This is a genomic window from Nostoc sp. TCL26-01, from assembly GCF_013393945.1.
Taxonomy (GTDB): Bacteria; Cyanobacteriota; Cyanobacteriia; order Cyanobacteriales; family Nostocaceae; genus Trichormus.
In genome coordinates this window covers 72,926-97,250 of sequence record NZ_CP040297.1, presented here as the reverse complement: position 1 = coordinate 97,250, position 24,325 = coordinate 72,926, and the positions used below count along the sequence as shown (strand labels likewise).

At 42.4% G+C, this 24,325-nt stretch carries 17 protein-coding genes; 6 read left to right on the top strand and 11 right to left on the bottom strand.

All coding sequences use genetic code 11. The annotated features are described in order from the left end of the window. Positions 1-70: 70 nt before the first annotated feature. Positions 71-928, bottom strand: a complete 858-nt coding sequence (locus FD725_RS00395; RefSeq protein WP_179046303.1) for a lysophospholipid acyltransferase family protein — start codon at positions 926-928, stop codon at positions 71-73. A gap of 161 nt (positions 929-1,089) precedes the next feature. Here FD725_RS00395 and FD725_RS00390 point away from each other — a divergent pair, with 161 nt between their 5' ends. From FD725_RS00390 to FD725_RS00380, 3 genes are all read left to right on the top strand, one after another. Further along, positions 1,090-2,199 carry a D-alanine--D-alanine ligase family protein gene (locus tag FD725_RS00390; protein WP_179046302.1) on the top strand — a complete coding sequence of 370 codons (1,110 nt, stop codon included), beginning with the start codon at positions 1,090-1,092 and terminating at the stop codon, positions 2,197-2,199. 240 nt (positions 2,200-2,439) lie between these two features. Continuing rightward, on the top strand, positions 2,440-3,099 hold the full coding sequence (locus FD725_RS00385) for a hypothetical protein (RefSeq protein WP_179046301.1): 660 nt from the start codon (positions 2,440-2,442) through the stop codon (positions 3,097-3,099). A 179-nt stretch (positions 3,100-3,278) separates the two neighbouring features. Next, positions 3,279-4,049: a hypothetical protein gene (locus FD725_RS00380; RefSeq protein WP_179046300.1), complete on the top strand. Its 771-nt coding sequence runs from the start codon at positions 3,279-3,281 to the stop codon at positions 4,047-4,049. Positions 4,050-4,065: 16 nt separating this feature from the next. On the opposite strand, the gene FD725_RS00375 is transcribed toward FD725_RS00380, so the two are convergent. Continuing rightward, complete coding sequence (locus FD725_RS00375; protein WP_179046299.1) at positions 4,066-5,595, bottom strand: YifB family Mg chelatase-like AAA ATPase; 1,530 nt, start codon at positions 5,593-5,595, stop codon at positions 4,066-4,068. Between the two features lie 67 nt (positions 5,596-5,662). Here FD725_RS00375 and FD725_RS00370 point away from each other — a divergent pair, with 67 nt between their 5' ends. Both FD725_RS00370 and psbA read left to right on the top strand, forming a co-directional pair. Next, positions 5,663-6,013: a histidine triad nucleotide-binding protein gene (locus FD725_RS00370; RefSeq protein ID WP_179051365.1), complete on the top strand. Its 351-nt coding sequence runs from the start codon at positions 5,663-5,665 to the stop codon at positions 6,011-6,013. A 167-nt stretch (positions 6,014-6,180) separates the two neighbouring features. Then, positions 6,181-7,263, top strand: coding sequence for a photosystem II q(b) protein (psbA, locus tag FD725_RS00365; RefSeq protein WP_179046298.1), 1,083 nt, complete (start codon positions 6,181-6,183; stop codon positions 7,261-7,263). 114 nt (positions 7,264-7,377) lie between these two features. Here psbA and FD725_RS00360 read toward each other — a convergent pair whose 3' ends face one another. From FD725_RS00360 to FD725_RS00335, 6 genes are all read right to left on the bottom strand, one after another. Continuing rightward, positions 7,378-7,806, bottom strand: a complete 429-nt coding sequence (locus FD725_RS00360) for a hypothetical protein (protein WP_179046297.1) — start codon at positions 7,804-7,806, stop codon at positions 7,378-7,380. A 496-nt stretch (positions 7,807-8,302) separates the two neighbouring features. Further along, complete coding sequence (locus tag FD725_RS00355) at positions 8,303-9,499, bottom strand: LL-diaminopimelate aminotransferase (RefSeq protein ID WP_179046296.1); 1,197 nt, start codon at positions 9,497-9,499, stop codon at positions 8,303-8,305. Positions 9,500-9,564: 65 nt separating this feature from the next. Next, positions 9,565-9,900 (bottom strand): co-chaperone YbbN, encoded by a 336-nt coding sequence (locus FD725_RS00350; RefSeq protein WP_179046295.1) that lies wholly within the window; start codon positions 9,898-9,900, stop codon positions 9,565-9,567. 285 nt (positions 9,901-10,185) lie between these two features. Then, positions 10,186-10,965, bottom strand: a complete 780-nt coding sequence (locus tag FD725_RS00345) for a PspA/IM30 family protein (RefSeq protein ID WP_179046294.1) — start codon at positions 10,963-10,965, stop codon at positions 10,186-10,188. A 419-nt stretch (positions 10,966-11,384) separates the two neighbouring features. Then, positions 11,385-12,086 (bottom strand): PspA/IM30 family protein, encoded by a 702-nt coding sequence (locus tag FD725_RS00340; RefSeq protein ID WP_179046293.1) that lies wholly within the window; start codon positions 12,084-12,086, stop codon positions 11,385-11,387. 116 nt (positions 12,087-12,202) lie between these two features. Further along, positions 12,203-13,396 carry a hypothetical protein gene (locus tag FD725_RS00335; protein WP_179046292.1) on the bottom strand — a complete coding sequence of 398 codons (1,194 nt, stop codon included), beginning with the start codon at positions 13,394-13,396 and terminating at the stop codon, positions 12,203-12,205. A gap of 21 nt (positions 13,397-13,417) precedes the next feature. On the opposite strand from FD725_RS00335, the gene FD725_RS00330 reads away from it, so the two are divergent. Next, positions 13,418-13,957 carry a DciA family protein gene (locus tag FD725_RS00330; RefSeq protein WP_179046291.1) on the top strand — a complete coding sequence of 180 codons (540 nt, stop codon included), beginning with the start codon at positions 13,418-13,420 and terminating at the stop codon, positions 13,955-13,957. A gap of 115 nt (positions 13,958-14,072) precedes the next feature. Here the strand turns inward: FD725_RS00330 and FD725_RS00325 are convergent, their stop codons facing one another. The 3 genes from FD725_RS00325 to FD725_RS00315 all read right to left on the bottom strand — a co-directional run bounded on the left by FD725_RS00325 (position 14,073) and on the right by FD725_RS00315 (position 24,320). Continuing rightward, complete coding sequence (locus tag FD725_RS00325; protein WP_179046290.1) at positions 14,073-19,979, bottom strand: ATP-binding sensor histidine kinase; 5,907 nt, start codon at positions 19,977-19,979, stop codon at positions 14,073-14,075. Between the two features lie 172 nt (positions 19,980-20,151). Then, positions 20,152-22,794 carry an amino acid adenylation domain-containing protein gene (locus tag FD725_RS00320; RefSeq protein WP_179046289.1) on the bottom strand — a complete coding sequence of 881 codons (2,643 nt, stop codon included), beginning with the start codon at positions 22,792-22,794 and terminating at the stop codon, positions 20,152-20,154. A 149-nt stretch (positions 22,795-22,943) separates the two neighbouring features. Next, positions 22,944-24,320 (bottom strand): ATP-grasp domain-containing protein, encoded by a 1,377-nt coding sequence (locus FD725_RS00315; protein WP_179046288.1) that lies wholly within the window; start codon positions 24,318-24,320, stop codon positions 22,944-22,946. Positions 24,321-24,325 lie beyond the last annotated feature (5 nt).

Sequence of the window (24,325 nt, the reverse complement as noted above, 5' to 3'; positions counted from 1 at the left end):
TTGTAGTTGAGAGGTGAGAAGTCGAGCGATCGCCTATCCACTTACCCACTACTTCTGAATTTTTCCGTGATCAAGTCTGATATTTTTTCTGACTAAGTAATACCAGATCGTCCAACTCTTGCTGCATCTTGCTCACAACTAACTCATAACATTCATTCACATAATGGCGATCGCTGGCAGCTTCTCTACCGTAGCGTTCAAAAATAATCTGCGGACAAATTCGCGTATGTATAGACACAGGGAAAGGAATATTTGGTAAAGGGCCAATAGCTAATCCCCAAGGCAAACCCAGATAAATGGGAAATACCACCGGATCAACATCAAATAACCAAGGCATTCCCCAGTCGTGGAATTGCTTAACAACATTGTATAAATCAGCTAGCACAATTAAAGTATCGTGAGCGCCACAAGAAATTGCCGGAATAATCGGCACTTTTTCCCGCAGTGCTAGCTTGATAAATCCTTGCCGATCAGCAAAATATATTTTATTACGTAAATGATGAGGTCTAAACACATCTTCCGCCCCTCCTGGATACACAAGTACGGTAGCACCGGAACGCAAAGCCGCATAAGCCATTTTGGGGTGAGCCATAATTGCCCCAGTCTTAGCCACCATCTGCGCTAACGGCGGCGCAACTTGCCAAACTGTAGGGTGCATGAGTCCGTAAGCTGGACGTTCTACGCCAAACTGGCGAAACCAGTCATACATCATCATCAACATATCAGGAGCCGACAATCCCCCATTATGGGAACCGACAATTAAAGCTTTTCCTTGCGGCGGGATGTGATGCCAACCACTAGTTTGGACTCGAAAATAATAATGGTAGAAAAACCCCAATAAGGGCATGATCGATTTGATAAATTGGGGATCTCGTTCTGCTAGAGACCATCCCAGTTGTGTGTTGTGGGTAGATTGCTTGTGTAACATTCAGGCATATTAACAAAGTTGAAAGTAGAAAGGGAATAGGGAATTGGGGATCGGCGATTGGGGAGTAGAGATTAATGACTAATGACTAATGACTAATGACTATTCCCTATTCCCTAGTTCGATGATAGGCTATCAGCGTTGGCAGTGTAGAGGTATTGAAGATGACTAAGTTGCGGGTAGGATTGTTATTTGGTGGTCGTTCTGGGGAGCATGAGGTTTCCATAAATTCAGCACGGGCGATCGCTACAGCCTTAAGTGCTGAGGAGAATGCCAACAAGTACGAAATCTTGCCTTTTTATATCCAAAAGGATGGACGTTGGCTAGCAGGCGAAGCCCCACAACAGGTTCTTCAGTCTGGTGTCCCTCTAATAGCATCTGAAAATGCCGCATCTGCAACCCAACATGATTTAGTATCCCAGCAGCAACAAACAATTGATCGTTGGCAATCACCCTCCCAAGTGGCAGAAGTAGATGTTTGGTTTCCCATTCTCCACGGGCCGAATGGGGAAGATGGGACAATTCAAGGCTTGCTGACTTTAATGCAGGTTCCTTTTGTGGGTTCTGGGGTGTTAGGTTCGGCTTTGGGCATGGATAAAATAGCCATGAAGATGGCTTTTGAGCAAGCTGGACTTCCTCAAGTGAAATATAAGGCTTTAACTAGAACGCAAGTTTGGTCTAATCCTTGTGTGTTTCCTAAATTGTGCGACGAAATCGAAGCGGCTTTGGGTTATCCGTGTTTTGTTAAACCAGCAAATCTTGGTTCTTCTGTGGGTATTAGTAAAGTGCGATCGCGTCAAGAATTAGAGAATGCTTTAGATCAAGCTGCTACTTATGATAGACGTTTACTAGTCGAGGCAGGAGTAGTAGCGAGGGAAGTTGAATGTGCCGTTTTAGGTAATGATCAACCCCAAGCCTCTATCGTTGGGGAGATTACCTTTAATAGCGATTTTTATGATTATGAAACTAAATATACGGCAGGTCAAGCAGATTTACTGATCCCTGCTCAAATTCCCGATGAAATCAGCCGTCAAATTCAGGACATGGCTCTGCAAGCCTTTGCAGCTGTTGACGCTGCTGGGTTAGCAAGGGTAGACTTTTTCTACGTGGAAGCTACAGGAGAAGTGTTGATTAATGAGATCAACACCTTACCAGGCTTTACAGCTACCAGTATGTATCCCCAACTCTGGGCTAATAGCGGCATCCCCTTTCCAGAGTTGGTAGACCGATTAGTGCAGTTGGCAATAGAAAGACACAATCCTCGTAATTCGTAATTCGTAATTCGTAATTATGAAATTAAGGTGAGAGCGTTTCGTTTGTAGAGAGACGTAGCAATGTTACGTCTATTGTGGAATGGCAATGCTGCGTCTCGCCTGTGGAAATTCTTAAAATCTGATTTTGTAGCCAAAATGGCACAAAAAAGTTACTAAAATCGCCAAATTCGTTACGGATACCTGATGGGGCAACCCTTTAGTACAATCATGGACTAGAGGGGAAATAATCTGAAAGTCATCATGGAAAACAATCAGAGTACACAGCATGAGCTAACCCAGGTACAAAAACCCGTAGCCGAACCAAAAAACAGTAAGTCTGTAGTTATCAGCAGTTCCAAATTATTTATCTATCTGCTGACACGTCATCCTTTATTGTTATTGACTGGGTTGTTAACAACACTTCTGGGAACTACTGCCCTTGCCTTGTATAGCCTAACCCATGTTAGTGATGTCGAGCAGGTGGAATCAGAACAAGTCCCAGCTATTGTAGAAAGTCCAATAACAACTACATCTGAGAATAACAATCCTCTGCCTTTGTGGATGGTAGCAGCGATCGCTCTCAGTTGTGCCAGTGGTTGTTGGGTGATTTTCCGTTTACTCAATCAATCAACACACCGTCCCAAAATCCAGCAACCACCAGCAAGTTCTCACAAAGTCCCGTTGAAATCAACTCACCAACCAAAACGGGCATCCCAGACTCTCAACACTCAACCAATTTTTGCATCATTACCACCATTACAGCCAATCACCCCCTTACAGGCTATCAGAAAACCCTTGGTGACAATTCTGCCACCAGAACCGAAAAATCCTTTTGATGAGAGCAAAGAGTCTTTAGCAGACTTGCTAGATTGGCGTAAACACAATTCCTTAACAGCCATTTTGCAGCAATATCCATCGTGAGCAGGCAGGGATTAGAGAAGTCTGGAAACAAAGCAGTGACCAGACTTCGTTGAGCTTCAGTGACCACCTACGGGGATTAAAAGCTTGATTTAAAGACAAGAGAATTTTTTTGACATCTGCTCAACCCCGTGTAAACTTATACGCAGGAGAACAGAATACAAATAATCAAAAAGCGCCTTATGTCAATTATTGCGCTCAGAGCATGGTATCTTCAGGACTATGAACCGATCGCTGAACTAGAAAAACGCCCACCAGACATCCGCCTGAGTAAAAAGAGTCTGCTGAGATCAGCATTGCGTGCGGATTTTTTAGAAGACAGTGACGAGGTAAAGCAGTCAACTTGGTTTGGACGCTATCTGGAGGGTGAAAATGTAGAATTTTACATTGAAGGTAGTGGGGGCTACTCTGTTGCTAACATTGACTTGATTAGCCATGAGATTTATTTTACCAAGCAGGCACTACTAGCTCAGTTAGAACCAACGATTTTTTTCTCCTCTCAAACTGAGTATGCCGCCGCCAGTGATGCACTCAAAGAAGGATTACAAAAAAGTTTAGAAACTTTGAATGTGCGATCGCGTCTTCCACTCACATTAGTAGAATCATACCGCCCCAGCGATGCTCCCCTACGCCTCAATCGCACCATCTTGCGAAAAATCCGTAAAAGTTTGTTGTTTATTGCCGATACCACGCCCATTGCTACCATTGATAGTCAAGAATCTCCGCAATTGATTCCCAGTCCCAATGTTTGTGTGGAGATTGGCTACGCTATTCAAAGCAAGCGATCAGAACAAATTTTACTAGCTCATCAACAACGCCCAGACTTTACCGGACAATTCCCCTTCGACTTACCCACACAACAAATCTTACAATTTCGAGACAGTAAAGAACTAAATAAAATCCTCACAAAAGCCATCGAAACCCAACTAGCAAGGTTTAAATTATTTTTCTAAAATATGACAAATTACCTCACTGCATTCTATCTATCGTCCGATATTGAATAGCTTCCGCCACATGATGCGGTTTTAGTTCATCGTCACCGGCTAAATCTGCAATAGTCCGGGCTACTTTGAGAATGCGATCGCTAGCTCTGGCTGATAAACCTAACTTTTTAATTGCGGCTTCTAACAAATTGCGGCTAGCATCGTCTAATTTACACCATTTTTGCAGATGGCGACTTTGCATTTGCGCATTACAACATAGACTGGGTTCTTCTTGAAAACGATTAATAGCGCGATCGCGTGCTTGTTGTACCCTTGCGCGTACAGACACAGACGCTTCTCCTGTGGGCTGTTGAGTAATTTCTTCTGGTTTTAAGCGATTGACAGCCACTTGCAAATCAATTCTATCCATTAAAGGGCCAGAAAGTTTTGCCCAATACTGCTCTCTTTGTCTGGGTGAACAAGTACACTGTTGGATGGTATCGCCATAGTAACCACAAGGGCAAGGATTAGTACTTGCTACCAAAGTAAACTGTGCTGGAAACATTACCGATTGTCTTGTCCGAGAAATAGTTACGTAACCATCCTCTAAAGGTTGTCGCAAAAATTCCAACACATCTCGCTTAAATTCCGTAAGTTCATCGAGGAAAAGTATACCTCTATGTGATAAAGAAATTTCTCCAGGACGAGGGAAACTACCACCACCGACGAGAGAAGGGCCAGATGCTGAGTGGTGGGGACTGCGAAACGGGCGATCGCGTACTAAAGAACCACGATTTTTTAATAACCCAGCGACTGAGTGAATGCGGGTCACTTCTAAAGCTTCACTAAAACTCAATGGTGGTAAAATACCTGATAAACGTCTGGCTAGCATGGTTTTACCACTGCCAGGAGGCCCGACAAAAATGAGGTTGTGTCCGCCAGCCGCCGCAATTTCTAAAGCCCGGCGACCATGAGCTTGAGCTTTGACTTCTTTTAAATCTGCACCTTGGTAAGATGCTGCTGGCAGAACCTCCATCTCATCTAACTTTACAAGCTGGTGCTTTCCAGGATTATTTAACAAATCCACGACTTCACATATATTTTTACAGCCATACACAGATAATCCCTGCACCACCGAGGCTTCTTGAGCATTATCAGTTGGTACAACTAAACCAGCAATTCCCATTTTTTTAGCAGTAGCCGCAATTGGTAAAACACCCGCTACCGGGCGCAAACTACCATCCAAGGAAACTTCACCCAAGAAAAGATAATCCCCCAACAAATCAGCACTGACTTGTTCAGAAGCAGCCAAAATTCCCACACTAATCGGCAAATCAAAACAAGGGCCTTCTTTGCGTAAGTCAGCTGGAGTTAAATTGATGACAATTTTTCGCATCGGAAAGGCAAAACCAGCATTTTTTAATGTGGCTTTAACTCTCTCTCTCGACTCCTGAACCGCGCTATCTGGTAATCCTAAAACAACAATTCCTGGCAAACCCCCCGATATATCGACCTCTACACCTACTTTCACGGCATCGATACCGACAATTGACGCACTCCAGACTCTAGCAAGCATTGGCTAAATATTTCTTCTATAAACAGTAACCCTTTAGAATCTCTAGCAGATGAGTAATAAAAACGGCATGAGTGAAACCACAGAGACAATTTTTAGCAAAATTATTCGTCGGGAAATTCCCGCCAACATCGTTTATGAGGATGACTTAGCTTTAGCATTTACAGATGTCAATCCCCAAGCACCAGTACATATCCTGGTCATTCCTAAAAAACCCTTGGCAAAGCTAGCTGATGCTGAATCTCAAGATCATGCTCTCTTGGGACATCTTTTGTTAACAGTCAAGCGTGTTGCTGAAGCAGCTGGATTAGACAATGGCTATCGCGTGGTCATAAATAACGGTGTTGATGGAGGTCAAACAGTCTACCACTTACATTTACATATTTTAGGTGGTCGGCAGATGGCTTGGCCTCCCGGTTGATCCTGCTTGATGAATCGCGTCTTAGACGTGATTCATCAGTAAAACAAATGAGAGACATAAGATATGGCTAATTAATTTTGCTTTACAAAACTAAATATTAAGATTAATGTAGTAAGCAAGGTAGAAACACCTACCAAAAACATACATAAAACCGCAATCATAAAGCAATGACCGCAACCTTACAACAGCGCCAAAGCGCCAACGTATGGGAACAGTTCTGCAACTGGATCACCAGCACCAACAACCGCATATACATCGGCTGGTTCGGCGTATTAATGATCCCCACCTTGCTAGCTGCAACCACCTGCTTCATCATCGCCTTCATCGCCGCCCCCCCCGTAGACATCGACGGCATCCGTGAACCAGTAGCAGGTTCATTAATGTACGGAAACAACATCATCTCCGGAGCAGTAGTACCATCATCCAACGCAATTGGACTACACTTCTACCCAATATGGGAAGCAGCATCATTAGACGAGTGGTTATACAACGGAGGTCCATACCAACTAGTAGTATTCCACTTCTTAATCGGAGTATTCTGCTACCTAGGACGTGAATGGGAACTATCATACCGCCTAGGAATGCGTCCATGGATCTGCCTAGCCTTCTCCGCCCCCGTAGCAGCAGCAACAGCAGTATTCTTGGTATACCCAATCGGACAAGGATCATTCTCAGACGGAATGCCCTTGGGTATCTCTGGAACCTTCAACTTCATGATCGTGTTCCAAGCAGAGCATAACATCCTGATGCACCCCTTCCATATGTTAGGAGTAGCAGGAGTATTCGGTGGAAGCTTATTCAGTGCAATGCACGGAAGCTTAGTAACATCTTCCTTAGTTCGTGAAACCAGCGAAAACGAATCACAGAACTACGGCTACAAATTCGGACAAGAAGAAGAAACCTACAACATCGTGGCAGCCCACGGCTACTTCGGTCGTCTCATCTTCCAATACGCATCCTTCAACAACAGCCGTTCCTTGCACTTCTTCCTAGCAGCATGGCCAGTGATTGGTATCTGGTTCACCGCCCTAGGCGTAAGCACAATGGCGTTCAACTTGAACGGATTCAACTTCAACCAATCCATCATCGACTCACAAGGTCGTGTAATCAATACCTGGGCTGACATCATCAACCGCGCTAACTTGGGTATGGAAGTCATGCACGAGCGCAATGCTCACAACTTCCCCTTAGATTTGGCTGCTGCTGAGTCTGCTCCTGTGGCTATCAGCGCTCCTGCTATCCACGGTTAATTTCTCAGCTTAATCTAGCTCGAAAAAGCGTCTCCCTTGCGGGGGGCGCTTTTTTGTTTGAGTTTCTCATTTACCTAAAAAAAGGTAGATTAAGACTCACATTAGTTCTCTGTTCTACTTGCTAAAAGCATCTTTGATATTATCAACAGTGCGTTCAACAGCATTCTTGGTTTTATCTACTGCTTTTTGTGTCCGACTTGCATCTTGTTCTGCTCTTTGCTCAATTCGGGCTACGTCTCTTTTGGCTTTGCGCTCAACAAAACTACCGTTGTTATTTGTTGCTTCCTCAACCCGTTTAGCATTCTTCTGGGCTGTTTCCTCAACTTTATTGGCAGTGTCACGAATGAAATTCTTGGTTTGTCCTGCGTCTTTACTGGCTTTATTTTGAATCACATTACCTGCGTCTGTAGAACTAGCGATCGCTATATTATTGGCGAAATATGCCCCATGCCAAGTAAAAGCGAAAACTGATACACAAAGCAAAGCAGTAGCTAGACAACGTCCTACAGTTGAAAGCCGGTTGCTTAAATAATTCAATTTCATAGAATACAATCTTCATGAGATTTGGCATTCTCATATTTACTTTATTTGGTTCATTGACCAAATCATTCTTGAGACTGAGGTTTTCTTGTCATCAGTTCTCAATAAATTCTCTCTTTCCATAGATAGTAATAATCAACAAGTGTGAAAGTTGCTAACCAAGTCCCTTCGGGTGACGCTCGCAAGCTCGCTACCGCTACGCTAACGCCAGTTCCCTACGGCGGGAAACCCGCCTACAGGACTGGTCTCATACCAATTTCCTTTAAATGTGAAACAGTAGAGACGTTGCAATGCAACGTCTCTACATAATTCATGTGTATCATGATTAACGTGAAATGGTATCACCGCCTGCGCGGACTAACATAAAATCAAGCTTTTAACCCGCGTAGGCGGGTTTTGTCTGTGTAGCTGCGACTTCTAGTCGCCTGGTGCAAGATATGAGGTTTTTCAGATAGTGTTGGGTGACGCAAAGCCTCTACCCAACCTAAATTTTTCTTGACTAGAGAAATTCTGCGATTCTCTCAACAGCAGTTTCTAGGATAGATGGCTCGTGAACTAGAGCAAAACGCACGTATCCTTCGCCAGATTTGCCGAAACCAGCACCAGGAGAAGCCGCTACACCTGTTTGTTTCACTAATTGGGTACAAAATTCTATAGAGTTTTGATGCCAATGTGGAGGTAACTTTGCCCAGATGTACATTGTAGCTTTGGGGGTGGGGACATACCAACCGATGCGGTGCAAAGCATCAATAAAAGTATCACGCCGTTGACGGAAGGTAGCAACAGCAGTTTGCACTCCTGTTTGAGGGCCAGAGAGAGCTGCGATCGCTCCGTGCAGAATTCCCCGATACTGATTAAAATCGACGGCGGCCTTGATTTGTCGCAGAGCCTGAATCAACTGGGCATTACCGATAGCGTAGCCAATGCGGAATCCACCCATATTGTAAGACTTGGAAAGAGTGAAAAATTCAATAGATACACTCTTATCTAGGTCAGCTTGGAGAATTGAAGGCACAAGGGATGAGGGCTTTTCCCAGTCCCCATTTCCAGCAAACACCAAATCTACATAAGGGAAATCGTGAACTAGCGCAATATTGTGCTGTTGACAGAAAGCGACGGCTTCCTTGAAGAAAGACAGAGGAGCGATCGCAGCTGTAGGATTATGAGGATAGCTCAACACCATCATCCGCGACTGAGCCAAGACGCTAGTTGGGATATCTGTAAATACTGGTAAAAAGTCATTTTCTGCCTGCAATGGCATCGGGTAGATTTGCCCACTAGCTAAGTAGACTCCCCCAGCATGAGAAGGATAGCCAGGATCGAGAAGGAGAGCAAAATCACCAGGATTGAGCAAGGCTAAAGGTAAATGCGCTGTACCTTCTTGGGAACCAATCAAAGGTAGTACTTCGGTTTCCGGATCAACTGTGACACCAAATTTTTGTGCGTACCAATCAGCTGCGGCTTGGCGAAACTCCCTTGTACCATTAAATAACAAATAACCGTGGGTACTAGGATCATAAAGGGATTTGGCGATCGCCTCCAAAACATGAGCTTCAGCTGGCAAATCAGAAGATCCTAGAGACAAATCAATTAAATCTCTACCTGCTGCTAGGGCGATTGCCTTAGCCCTATCCATATCAGCAAATACATTAGATTTTAGGGGTTGTATACGGCTAGCAAATTGCATATTAGTCATTGGTCATTAGTCATTAGTCAACAGTCAACAGTCATTAGTCATGGCTATGGACTATTGACTATGGACTAATTATTATTTAAATGCGAATCTAGGAAATTGAGTAATTTGTCTTTGCCAATCACTCCTTCGGTAGAGTCTAATAGTTCTTGTCCTTTAAATAGTCTCAGAGCTGGAACACCTTCTACTTGGTATTGTTTGACTGTAACAGGATTAGGATCGATTTCTAGTTTGACCACCTTGAGGCGATCGCTGTAGGTATTAGCAGCCAGATTAATTAACGGCGACATTAGCTGACAAGGCCCACACCAAGAAGCCCAAAAGTAAACTAATACAGGCTGCTTGGCTTTCAACACTTCGGTTTCAAACTCAGCATCAGTGATGGTGATTACACCCTTACTCATTGCAGTCTCCATTAGTTGACATCAATACAATGTTGATACACAGAATACTCTATACCAAAGTAGTCAGTTTAGGGAAATTGGAAGGCGACAGGGGACAGGGGGACAAGGGGACAAGGGGAGTATAGAGGATAGCTAATGACTAATGACTAATGACTAATGACTATTGACCATTGACTAATGACTAATGACTAATGACTAATGACTATTGACCATTGACTATTGACTAACTAAACAAAATCCCACAACCAAGAGGTGTGGGACTATATGTCATGGTTATCGGCAAATTTACAATTGATCCAATTGTTTGCGGAGGGCATCTAACTCAGAATCAACCACTTCGTTCGATTTGGGAGGAGTGGATGCTTGTTGCTGTTGTTGTTGTGGGGGTAGTAGATTCTGTTCGGGTGCAGGAGCCAAGGAGGCTTTCAAGGCTGCTAATTCATCATCTACATCGCTACCAGCTTCTAGTTGAGCAAATTGGGTTTCTAAGTCTGCGCCTGCCAATTCTGCGGCTGATTGGGCGCGGGCTTCTTGCATCAGGACTTTTTCTTCCATGCGCTCAAAAGCAGCCATAGCACTGCTGGTATTCATCCCGCGCACCATCCCTTGAAGTTGTTCTTGGGCTTTGGCGGTGGTAATCCGGGCTTTGAGCATTTCTTTCTTGGTTTTGGCTTCAGAAATTTTGCTTTCTAGCTGGATGAGGTTACGCTTGAGGGTGTCTACTTGAGTGACTTGTTGATCTAGACTAGCTTTGAGAGATGTACTGGTTTCGGTATAAGTTTTTTTCCGTTCAAGGGCTTGTCGTGCTAGGTTCTCATCACCTTTTTGCAATGCCAATTGAGCATTACGTTGCCACTTATTAATTTCATTTTGGGCATCAGTATATTGTTTCTCTGTACGTTTTTGCGCCGCGATGGTTTGGGCTACACCTTGGCGTAACTGTACCAAGTCTTCCTGCATCTCCAGGATGGCTTGCTCCAGCATTTTTTCTGGATCTTCAGCTTTATTAACTAAGTCGTTGAGGTTGGCACTGACTACTCGCTTAATGCGATCAAATAATCCCATAACTTTATTTTTCCTTTGGAGTTTACGCGCTTGGTTGAACAGTTTGCTTTTTAAGTTACTCAGTGATGAGGGAGTGAGGGAGTGCTGAGTGCTGAGTGCTGAGTAGTTAGAGTAATTAATTATTCTCCTCTGCTCCTCTGCTCCTCTGTCTTAATTTTCTCTCACTCCTCAATTTTCACTCAGCACTTTTAACTCATCACTCTTCATTATTTAATAGCTTCCACTCTCAATGTAATCTTTCCGGTTGGGTTCAGTACGTTTCAATACCCGCTAATTTTTAAAATATATCTTACAGTTTAACCACTCAACACTCATCACTCCCTCACTCCCGGTTACTGAGCGCAGTCGAAGTACACTCCCCACTCAGCACTCAGCACGGGCTAAACGCCCCGCTACCGCTAACAGCACTCAGCACTCCCTCACTCCCCACTCCCAGATGGCAGTTGCGGAGGCTTTTCAGCTTCGTGTAGGGCTTGGGTTTTCATGGCTGCTATTTCGGTGTCAATGTCTTGGGCAGCTTCTAGAGTAGCGAATTTTTTTTGTAAGTCGTCACTGCCGAGTTGATTGATGAGTTCTGATTTGGCTTCTATTTGCAAAACTTTTTCTTCCATGCGCTCAAAAGCACTCAAGCTGCTAGTTGCAGATGTACCGCTTAACATTTCTTGGAGTTTATACGATGCTTCGGCTGAACGAGCGCGAGCAATGTACATATCCTTTTTGGTTTTTGCTTCGGCAATTTTTAACTCCAGTGTCCGCATATCTTTTTTGAGTCTATCTACTATTTCTACTTGCTCTCCTCTTTGTTGAGTCAGGGTGGTGGCAGTTTGTACATAAGCTTGGCGTTTTGTCAAGGCTTCTCTGGCTAAAGGTTCATTACCTTGTTGGATGGCTAATTGGGCGCGACGATACCATTCTTCTGCTGTGGATTGAGCCGATGCTGCTTGGCGTTCTGTGCGTTTTTGGGTGGCGATCGCTTGTGCTACTCCCTGTCGCAGTCGCAGTAAATTTTCTTGCATTTCCATGACGGTTTGTTCCAGAATTTTTTCTGGATCTTCTGTACTGGCTAGCACACTGTTGAGGTTAGCGCGAATCACCCGTTGGATACGCTTGATTAATTCCATAGTCTCGGCTCTCCATTCATTTTCCGCCAGTCAGCCCCAGAGGGAATGCAAAATTCAAAATTAATTTTTTTGATTTGATCTCTTGTTTCCCCTATGGTATCGTAAATTTTTACAAGTCACGGTTGCTGCACTCTGGCTTTAATCCCTTTAGCTTGTAGCTGTTTTAACCTTTGTTGCGCTTCTTCTTTTGTCTTGAGTGTAGCCAGATAAATTAATGTGCTGTTGCGTGACAAGTAGGCATCGGGAACTATTTTTCTGGCATTTGTCAGAGCATTATTACCTTGATTATCTACCACGATATGAAACACTCCGTCTGCTGACGGTTTGATTTCTGCATTGGCTGGGGATGGTGTTGCAGTTGCTTGAGGCTTTGGTGATACATTCAGGGATGGTAAAGGCTGTAGTTGTGGTACTGGGCTGGCAACTGGAGGAATAACTAGGGGTTGAATGGGAACGGGGTTGACTGGTAGTGCTGTAGGCGTTGGTTGGACTTTGGGTTGTAAGCCGACTACATCATTAGGGTTGCGGACTTCGGGAAACTCTTTGGCGGCTAGATTGGGATATTTAGGTATGAGTGTAGGTTCTGGCTGTAACTGGGGTTGGGATTGATCAGCAACTGTTTGGGGATTTTCTGCCTTGGGAGATGAGTTGCTGTTGAATAATTTACTAAAATTTAGCTGAGGTAAACTTTTGGGGTTAAAAACTACGTAACCTAATGTCAGGCTGGCTACCAATAACAGCAGCATGGAACCTATACCCAGAGGAGATAATAGACTATCACTAGAATTATTGGGTTGAGTGGTTTCGGGTTGTTCATCTGTCAAACTACGTAATAGGGCTTCACTGGATTCTAAATAGTCATCGGGTTGGCTGGGAGTTTCTTCTGCTAACAGTTTTTCACCTGGATAAGATTGAGCGATCGCTGACACCATACTACTATCGTTAACACTAGCCGCAGGTAGGGGAATTTGTGTGTTGGCTTCAGGTTTAGGGGGTATTTGCGGTGTATCAGTTATGGCTGTGGTGATAGTGGCTACTGGTATTTCTGGCGGAGTTTCCACAATGGCATTGATAGGAAGTTTGATTTCTGCTGGTGGGGTATCTGCTACTGTGGCATTTCTAGTAGGCGATTCTTGAGGATAATTGTTAGCATAACTATTTACACGGGGCTGGTTAGCTGCTTTCACGCCCATGCGAGTGCGTCGGTAACGGGTTAACTCTTGTTCTAACTGCACTTCTAAACTTGCTAATGCTGCTGCTAATCCTGGTTTTAATCCAGTGTCGGCATCTGTGAGATGATTTTGACTCATTACCTCAATACCTGCTTTTCAATGTCTTTAAAATCTGTCAATGATATTTTAAGTGTTTTGCAAAAGCAAGCTAAATGGCAAGAACAACCATTTCAGCAAGTGTGTCAATATTGGGCGGAAGTTGTGGGGGTGATAATTGCTGCCGAAACTCAACCTTTATCAGTGCAACGTGATGTCTTACGAGTGGCAACTTCTAGTGCTGCTTGGGCGCAGAATTTGACATTTAGCCGCCAAAAATTACTTTTGAAGTTAAATGAAAAGCTATCTCAGCCTTTAGTAGATATTCGTTTTGCTACGGCTGGTTGGCAATATCATCCACCTGTGGTTGAGTCAGAATCAACGGTGAATCAACATCCCAGTTTTTTGGGTGATTTGGCTGATGATGTCTATGATGGTAAAGTTGCACCTATAAATCAAGATGTTAATCAGGTGTTCCAGAATTGGGCCAAGATGAGACAAGAGCGATCGCAAGATTTACCCCTCTGCCCTCATTGCCAATGCCCGACACCTCCCGGTGAACTCCAACGCTGGGGCGTTTGTGCATTTTGTAGCGTTAAATAGTAGAGACGTGGCATTGCAACGTCTTTACATAATTTATGTGTATCATGATTAACGTGAAATGATATAAGTTGTAGCGATCGCACATAAAATCTCGCTGATTTTAATGTGTGTGCAACTACATCCGTTCTGATTTTGTTGACACTGGTAAGGTAATCACAAATTCTGTACCTTTTGCTAAAACAGAAATACAGTTCAGCGTGCCAGTGTGAGTTTCTTCGACAATTTGCCGAGCGATCGCAAGTCCTAAGCCTGTACCTTTACCGACAGCTTTGGTAGTAAATAAGTGGTCAAAAATCTTCTGTTTGACTTGTTCTGTCATGCCGATGCCGTTATCAGCAATGACAATTTGAATTTGCTGCTCTTGGGCTGAAGTTGTGATTGTAATGCAGTTGGGATTATCTTTAATTTCCTCAAATCTACGTCCATGATTTGATTCTTCTAAGGCATCAATGGCATTAGCAATAATATTCATAAATACTTGATTTAGTTGCCCAGGAAAGCATTCAATTTTAGGTAAATTACCGTAATTTTTGATCACTTCAATGAGGGGATGTTGTTCGTTAGCTTTGAGACGATGTTTTAAAATTAAAATTGTGCTATCTATACCTTCATGGATATTAAATAGGACTTTGTAATCTTTATCAGCACGAGAAAATGTTCTCAAACTGGTGCTAATATTTTTGAGTCTGTCACAAGCCATTGTCATGGCATCCAGCATTTTTGGTAAGTCTTCTAAACTGTAATCTAGGTCGATTTCTCTGGCATGATCGTTAATTTCATCACTGCCATGAGGCAGTTTTGCTTGATAGAGTTTTAAATGTTCTACAATATCAGCGATCGCTGGTTTGGCTTGTTTAAGACTTGCAGCCATAAAACCGAGGGGATTATTCATTTCGTGAGCAACACCAGCAACTAAATTACCCAATGCTGACATCTTTTCACTTTGGATAATTTGTAATTGGGCTTGTTGTAGAGAAATTTCTGCCTGTTTGCGTAAGTGTAGTTCTTTATGAACATCGCTAATATCAATTACCACCCCATCCCACAGGATAGCGCCATCGTCTTCGCGTTGTGGGCGAGCCGCCGATTGTACCCATTTCACCGTTCCTGACGGCAGGATAATCCGCCATTCTTGCTCAAATGGGGTCAGATTTTGGGCAGAGTAGGCGATCGCCTGATAAATGGCTGGATGATCGTCAGGATGGTGTAAGGTGTAAAGGCTTTGCTTTCCTGCCATTACCTCGTCTGGATCTAACCCGTATAAGTCCCAACAGCCAGAACTAACGTAGGGTGTAGAAGTTGAACCATCTGGGGCTAGACGGAATTGGTATACCATCCCAGGAATATTATTTGCCAAATTGTGAAACCGGATTTCATTGGCTTGTAATTTCGCTACAGATTGCTCTAACTGTTGGGCATAATTTTGGGAATGGCGATAAAGTCGGGCATTTTCTAGAGAAATTGCTGTTTGAGTGCAAAGTAAGTTGAGGAGTTCGACGCGATCGCTGGTAAAGGCTCCAGTAGTAACATTGTTTTCTAAGTACAATACAGCTAGCAACTTACCCTGATGCAAAATGGGGCTACACAAGATACTTTTCGGCTGTCGTTGCTGAATGTAAGAGTCATTAATTAATGATATATGCACTGTGGCATCAGTAATTACCACATGTTCTAAACTGCGCTTGACGGTATGAATTAAGCCAACTGGCACATCTAAGGAGTCTTCTACAGGCTGTGAATGGGTGAGTATTTGGGTATTGCTATCCAGCTTTGCTAATGCCCGAATCAATAATTGATCTGACTCCATTAGCATGAATACACACTTATCAGCTCCGGCATTTTCGATGACAATATCTAGCAAAGATACCAGTAGTTTTTCCAGTTCGATTTCACTGGAGATGGTTTGGGAAGCTTGAAGAATCGCTGCTAAGTCTAAGGCTACAGCAATACTGTGATTGGTGGCAGTGGCTGAACTGGTACAGGTGACATTGGCAAAAGTGAATAGAGTTTCGTTAACTGAGAGCGTCGTCCGAGTTTGTTTGAGGATGGGAGCTAGGAGTTGTGGGTAAGATTCTTCTAGATGGGCAACTTTGGCTTTTGCACCCCAGTGAGCATAGCCATAATAAGCTTGGATTATGTGTTCTCTGGCAAGGCGCTCTTTACTCCAGTCGAGATAGAATTTTGCTGCCAGTTCGTTGGCTAAGGCTTCTTCGTGAATGAATTGATGTGCTTTTGCCAGGGTGATGGCTTTGTCATAACATTCAATGGCAGCAATTTTTTCACCCAAAACTCTGTGATGTTCAGCTGCAACTAAATACCATTTGTGTAAATGATTCATGGGGTTATTTTGCGCCCATTGATGCAGTATGGTTTGATGAGTTTGAGCTAGAGCTAAACTTTCGGCTGACTCGATTTCTGGCTGAGTGGGGAAAAGTGCTAGATATGTTAGAGCTGCATAAAAGTGGAAAACGGGAATATAAACCGTTCCCGATAGTGCCATAAAATATAACTGAGCTTGGGCAATGTAGTTGCTAGCATCTGTATAATTACCAAAACAGTAAGCAAGTAGCAGTTTGTAGATATAAAGTTCAGCGATCGCTGTAAGATCATGATCCTGCTGATGCTTAGGCAGCATGACTGTTTCATTGTAAGCATTGCCGATTAAGCAATGTGGTTGCATGACTGGTTGCATCAAGTTTTCGGCTATTTGCCTTCCCATATCTACATACGCTTGAGCCGAATATTGTTTCACCTGAGCCAATGCCACACTATAATCTGTCATGTCTTGCACAAAACTATCTAGTTCTGCACCACTAAAAAATCTGGCATTACTGTGCGTTGCTAGGGCATAACCAGCGTGAACGAAGTTACCTGTTTCTATTCCTGCATGGTAAGCTGCTTTCAAAATAGGGACTGTGGCACTTAATTCCTCTTGATGGTGCTGAATAAAGCAGCCAAACAGAAACATCACGATAGTTTTCAGCTCTTGTATTAGCAATTTTTCTAGTAAATTTAGCGCCAATTTACCAAAAGCATAGCCTGTAATAACATCTCCCAAGAAAGCAGACATCACCATCCCATGAATAGCATACCCAGTTGTTGATGCGACACTATTGCCAGATTGAAGAGATAAACTCACCATCGTGGAACTGAGCAATGGTAACAAACTCGGCATTCCTTGGATAATTGGGGCAAACAACATTCCCATCACTTGCATGGCAGCTTGAGTGTTAGTATCAGTTGTTAGTGGTAAATCGATTAAGTCTGCAACTTGTCTGCCTGCGAGTTGGGTAGCTAGGGCTTGTAATGCTTGGCTAATTTTGGCTTCATCAGCTTCTAAAGGTAGTTCAATCCCAAATTCAGATAAGGCTTTTCTACCAATAGCGATCGCTTGTAATACATTACTTTGTAAAGTTTGTGCTGCAATTTGAATTTCGTAAATTTTAACTTTATCTAAAATTGTCTGAGATTTTTGCAAAACTAATGTTCCGATCTGTTCTAGACTATCAAAGTCACCATGTAAATAACTCACTTCCGCAGCTGCAATATGCAGGTGTAAAGTCAATTCATATTGATGCTGCCACGAGTTTGGCTGTAGCAATTCTATACCTGTTTGTAAATACTCTCTGGCTGCGGCGTAGGCTGTAGATTTTCTGGACTTAATGCCAGCTTTTAAATTGAGTTGAGCTAAGGTTTCCTGTGCTTGTGGTTGACTGATTAAGTCTCTGGCTTTGTTCAAATGCCCGACAATATCAAACAGTTTTTCTGCTTGCTCTATTTCCGATAAATTTTGCTGGAGTAATTGTCCAATTTTCAGATGAGTGGCTTGTTTTTGGTGAGTAGGAATTAGGGAATAAGCTGCTTGCTGTACTCGGTCGTGCAAAAATTTATATTGTGCTAATTGTTGAGTAGTATTGGCTTTTGCTAGCTCTAATTTATCATGATGTTCTCCCTGATAGAACTTATAAACATCACTAATTGGTAAAATTAATCCCGCTTGTAAGGCTTGCCATAACTCAGTTGCCAATACAATTTCTGATTGTTCGGACACAATTACCAAAGTTGCTAAATCAAACTGATTGCCGATACAGGCAGCTAACTGCAAAACTCGTTGAATTGATGGAGGTAGTTTGCCTAATTGCCATGCCATAAAAGCGACGACATCATCTGTCAGCGTTTGCTGATTCACTTGTGTAATATCACATTGCCAACAGCCTAATTCAAAATCAAATTGAATGCAGTTTTCTTGATGTAATGCTTTGAGAAATTGGGTTGTAAAAAACGGATTACCTTTGGTTTTCTGATAAATTAAGCCAGAAAGATGATAGACATAGGATTCTGTACATTTGAGTGTGTCAGCAACTAATTTATTTACCTGAAGTTGGCTTAGTGGTGCTAAGGTAATTTTATTAATAGTGACTCCTGTTTTTGCCAGATCACTTAAAGTTGATATTAATGGATGTCCTGGAGTGACTTCATTATCACGATAAGCACCAATTAACAACAGATATTTTGTATCTGTCATGAATAATTGAATTAAGTTCAAAGACGCAGTATCAGCCCATTGCAAATCATCAATGAAGATCACTAACGGATGTTCGGCACTGGTAAAAACTTGCGTAAATTTTGGGAATAATAAATTAAATCTATTTTGGGCAGCCGTTCCTGATAATTCTGGTACAGGTGGTTGTGTCCCAATAATTTGTGATAACTCAGGAATAACTTGAATGATTACCTGTGCATTATCTCCCAAGGCTGCTAATATCTGATTTCTCCATTGCTGAATTTGTGCATCAGTTTCTGTTAACAATTGCTTGATTAAATCTCGAAATGCTTGCAAAAAAGCACTGAAGGGGATATTCCGTTGAAATTGGTCATATTTGCCTTTGATAAAATAGCCCCGTTGCCGCACAATCGGTTTATGAACTTCATTGACTACTGCTGTTTTACCAATGCCGGAAAACCCAGCCACCAACATCATTTCTGTTGCACCCAAACTAACTCGCTCAAATGCTGCTAGTAGAGTTTTGACAGGGGTTTCTCTACCATAGAGTTGATCAGGAATGATGAAGCGATCGCCTACATCTCGTTGAGCAATGGCAAAGTGTTGAATTTGTCCAGTTGTTGTGAGTTGATGTAAACAATTTTCCAAATCAAACTTCAAACCTAAAGCAGTTTGATATCGATCCTCCGCATTCTTTGCCATCAATTTCATGACAATATCTGACAGTACCTGGGGAATCTCTTCCCTATTCCCTATTCCCTGTCCCCTGTCCCCTGTCACCTGTTCCCTGTCCCCTGTTACCTGTTCCCTATTCCCTAAGACAGTCGGTATTTTCGCCAGATGACAATGCACTAACTCCATTGGATCATCAGATATAAAAGGTAATTCACCAGTCAATAATTCATAGAACGTTACACCTAAAGAATAGAAATCAGTCCGATAATCAATTGAGCGATTCATTCTACCAGTTTGTTCTGGAGATATATAAGCCAGTGTGCCTTCTAAGATATGGGGATTGATAAATGTTTGTGTTTCTTTAGCAAGTAAAGAAGCAATACTAAAGTCTATTAATTTAACTTGTTGAGTGTCGGGATTAATTAAAATATTGACGGGTTTAATATCTTTATGAATAATCCGATTGTGATATAGTATATTTAAGGCATCGCAGAGAGCGATCGCCACAGGTAAAAATTCTGCTAGCGATCTTAGTTTTCCTTCAATTCCCCATGTTCTTAGGGAAATGCCGCCAAAATCCTCCATAATTAACCCATAGCCATTTTGGTATGGTTCTAGACTATAAGTTTGGATAATTAAAGGAGAGTTGAGATTTTTAGCAATAGTATACTGGTTGCGAAAGGCCAAAAGTTCACTAAAACTGGGATAATGGTTTTTTAATAGTTTAATAACTACTTTTAAGCGATCGCTTTCTCGATACCCTCGATAAACAACGGTTCTAGAACCATTGTAAATTTCTTCGTTGACTTGATACCCAGAGATACTCACCGTATTCGGATTCATAACACTAAATCTGACAATTTCTGCATTTAGTGTTCCCAAATGAATACTGACTCATTAAGTATATGCGAAAATGAATGTAGAGATGTTGCACTGCAACGTCTCTACAAGGATTTTGGGCAACGCAGAATTAATTTTTGGAGATGTCTATTAAACATACACGCAAAAAAACTCTTTATTCGACACCCTCAAGACAAGCTTTCAGGCGTTGTGCTAAAACCTGGACATGAGGCTGCAAAACAAACGAATAATGATTGCCCGGTACGTCTATAATCCTGATATCCTTCGCTGCCATCACAGAAAATAACTCTACCCAAACTAAAGTTGGGTCAGGAGCCATGATATGCTTTTCTTTAGCTCTAAAAATAGTGACTTTACCTGGATACGGTTGTCGCACATAAGCATAAGTTGCTTTGAGAGTACCGACTAAAACATCAAGAATCCGGCGATTATTTTGACGTTCTACACCAGGCGGAAAGATTTGTGCTTTCCTAGCTTTATCGATAATATAGTCAATTTTTGCTTCTACACTAAGATACTCTATTTCTTCTGGTGTCACTAGATTATCTTGGCCAAACATCCCTCCAAATACTCTAGAAAGCACACCAACTAAATAAACATCATCAATTGGTTTTTGTTTATCCAATAAAATTGGCACATAAGAATCTAATATTGCCAGTAACGCAACTTCCTGTCCTTGTCTAGATAATTGTTGTGCTACTTCATAAGCCACGACTCCACCAAAAGACCAACCACCAACATGATAAGGCCCTTGGGGTTGAAATTCTCTGATAGTTTGTACATAGAGACTTGCCATATCTTCGACACTTGTCAAAGGTTCAGCATCTCCATAAAAACCTTGAGCTTGTAAGCCGTAAAATGGTTGATCAGTTCCCAGATAATTGGCTAGTTGAAAATAGCATAAAACATGACCACCAGCCGGATGTATACAGAAAAAAGGTGGTTGATTTCCTTTTGTTTGGATGGGAACTAGAGGTGAATTACTAATTGAGTAATTATTGTCTTGGAGAACTTTTGCTAAATCTTCAATGACGGGATTAGTTAAAAGTGTTGCTAATGGTATTTCTCTGCCAAACAACTGCTCAATTTTAGCAATTAAATGTAACGCTTTGAGTGAATCACCACCGATCGCTAAAAAGTTGTCTTGCACACCTATGTGGGGTAAATGCAAAATTTCTGTCCATATTTGGACTAGTTGTGCTTCTATTTGGTTACGCGGGGCTACAAAGGTATTACTAGCTGTAAAATTAAATCTATCTGGTTTTGGTAAAGCTTGACGGTCTACTTTACCACTAGGATTTAAGGGAAGATTTTCCAGCATCACATAAGCAGAAGGAATCATGAAATTTGGTAACTTGGAATGTAAAAATTCGCGTAAACTATGAAGTGTTGGTGGCTCTAAATGAGAAGTAAGATAAGCAATTAGTTGCTTTTCTTGGTTAGCTTCACCATCAGCAATCACTACAGCTTCTCTGACTTGTGGATGTGAAGATAGGGTGTTTTCAATCTCGCCAATTTCAATCCGATGTCCACGAATTTTGACTTGATAGTCTATTCTGCCAACATATTCAATATTGCCATCTGGTAAATAACGTCCTAAATCACCAGTTTTATAAAGTCGTTCTTTGTTAAAAGGATTCAAGATAAATCTTTCATTAGTTAATTCTTCCCGGTTTAAATAACCACGTCCTACCCCAACACCACCAATATAAATTTCCCCTGTAACACCTATGGGAACTGGTTGTAAATCGGGATCAAGAATATAAATTTGGGTATTGGCAATGGGACGACCGATAGGTACAGTTTTTAAATTACTATTTTTTTGACATTGCCAGAAAGTCACATCAATGGCTGCTTCTGTAGGGCCATAGAGATTGTGTAACTCGCATTTTAAACGTTGGAAAAATCTATTTTGTAAGCTGAGTGGCAAAGCTTCACCGCTACAAATCACTCTTTTAATTGAGGTACATTTCTCCACGACAGAATTTTCTAAAAACACTTGTAGCATGGAGGGAACGAAATGTAAGGTGGTGATTTTTTCTTGAATGATTAAATCTATTAGATATGCACTATCTTTATGTCCACCTGGTTTGGCTATGACTAAACGAGCGCCAGTTAATAGCGTCCAGAAAAATTCCCAGACAGAGACATCAAAACTAAAAGGTGTTTTTTGTAAGATGCTATCTGTGGAATTGATTTGATAAGTTTCCTGCATCCATAGCAACCGATTACATATCCCTTTGTGGGTGTTCATTGCACCTTTGGGTTTGCCAGTGGAACCAGAGGTGTAGATGACGTAAGCCAGATTTTCTGGTTGAGTGTTGCTGGTGGGATTGGTATTTGGTTGTAGAGAAATTTCTGGCCAGGCTGTATCAATACAGATAGTTTGTGCTGGATTTTGGGGAATTTGTGATAGTAATTTTGCTTGCGTTAGTAATATTTGTACTTGAGAATCTTCTACCATAAATCTCAAGCGTTCTTGGGGATATTCGGGATCAATGGGAATGTAAGCCCCGCCAGCTTTGAGAATTCCGAGTAAACAAATGACCATTTCTAGGGAACGTTCTGCACAAACACCGACTAATGTTTCTGGTTGTACTCCTAGTTTTTGTAAATAATGGGCTAGTTGGTTGGCTTTGGTGTTTAATTCTTGATAGGTGAGTTGTTGCTGTTCAAAAGTTAAGGCGATCGCTTGGGGGGTTTTTTCTGCTTGGGCGGCGAATAAATCATGTAAACTTTGGGAAAGATCATAGTCTTTTTGGGTGTTTAGGTAAGTTTTTATTTGTGTGGTTGACATTTTTGGAGGGGGAGGGGAGAGGGTTTTTAAACGCAGAGGTATGGGGAGGTCAGCGCAGCGAAAAGTTCTGTAGGCGGGTTTCCCGCCGTAGGAAACTTTTCAAGACAGAGGTACGCGGAGTTGGTTTTTTCTCTGCGCTTTGGGGTGGGTTAATCTCCGTTGGGTTCTACTAATTTACCGATGTTGAAATCTATTCTTGTCCAGCCTTTGAGGTGGCTAAGGTTTTTGAGGAGGAGTAGGGGAATTTGCCAATGATGTACCATGAGGAATGGTAGGGGGTCATGTGGTTGATAAATTGCGTCGGTTCCTCGCCAAATATTTTGCAGCCATTTGCGTAACTGGGTGAAGGAACGGATACCGGTTACGCGCCAAGCTTCGTGATATGTCCAGTAAGTAGGTTTGCTGGTTTTGAGTGGTTGTAGGGTTGTGGCTAATGGTTCTGTGTCTAGGTAGGCTTGGGCGACTAGGGGATGGTTGTAAAATGTGGTGATGGCTGAGTGAGTGCGGGGGTTACACTCGATGGCGTAGATTTTACCGTCTTCAGTTTGGATGAAGTCGAAGGAAATCTGTCCAGTCAGTTTGAGTTCTTGGACAAAATGTTTCACCCAGTCGATGATTTGTGGGTTTTCGACGTTCTCATAGTTGACTTGGAATGCTGATGATTCGCAGCAGCAATGTAGTCGTAGTTCGCCGTCTCTGACGGTGCTGTGGGTGCAGAATTCTTTACCTGGGATGAATTCTTGCATAATCCACGGTGTTTCGGGACTGATGGGTAAGCTGTTGACGAAGGCGGCTGTTGCTTCTGGTGTCGGACAGGGAAGTTTGGTTAAATCTAAGCGGCGGACTGAGTCGTAAGGGATGCTTTTGAGGATGTATGGATGAGATTCACCAGAGAAGTCGAAATTGAGGACTTGTTCGGCTGATGTAATTTTAAAGGATTTGGGGACTGATAAACCAAGCGATCGCCCTTTCTCGGCAAAGGCAAATTTATCATCTAGCATTTGCGTAATCTCTGCATCAAAATGCAATACTTCGCAATGAGGCGATAAGGCTGGTTTGGCTAAGGAGTCGTAGTAGCTACCCACCGGACTGGTGACGGGAATATAGATATCAATATTTTCTTGTTTGATGATATCTACTAAAGCCTGAGTATAGGCTTGTGGGTTTTCCTGGGGTGCGGGAACTGTATAAAACTTATCTACCGCTTGCGAAAAACGATGTCCAGTCAGCCAGTATTTATGGGTTTCTAGCAAAACTACTCGGTGTCCAGCAGCATGAAATGACCTTGCTAGTTGCAAAGCTTTGGTCATTTTCCCACCACTAATCAAAATGTTTTTGGGGTTTGCTGCTTTGGTTTTTACAGGACGGAAAGCTAGTAGGGATAAGAAAACAATGATGGCATTGATGGGTAATGCTAGCAACAGCAAAGCCAAAGTACCGATGTTTTGGATAATTGCGGCTATTTTCGTCTGGGAGGGAACAGACGGTGTAGCAAAAACAGAAGTCAAGGGAAGAGATTGTGCCATACTCA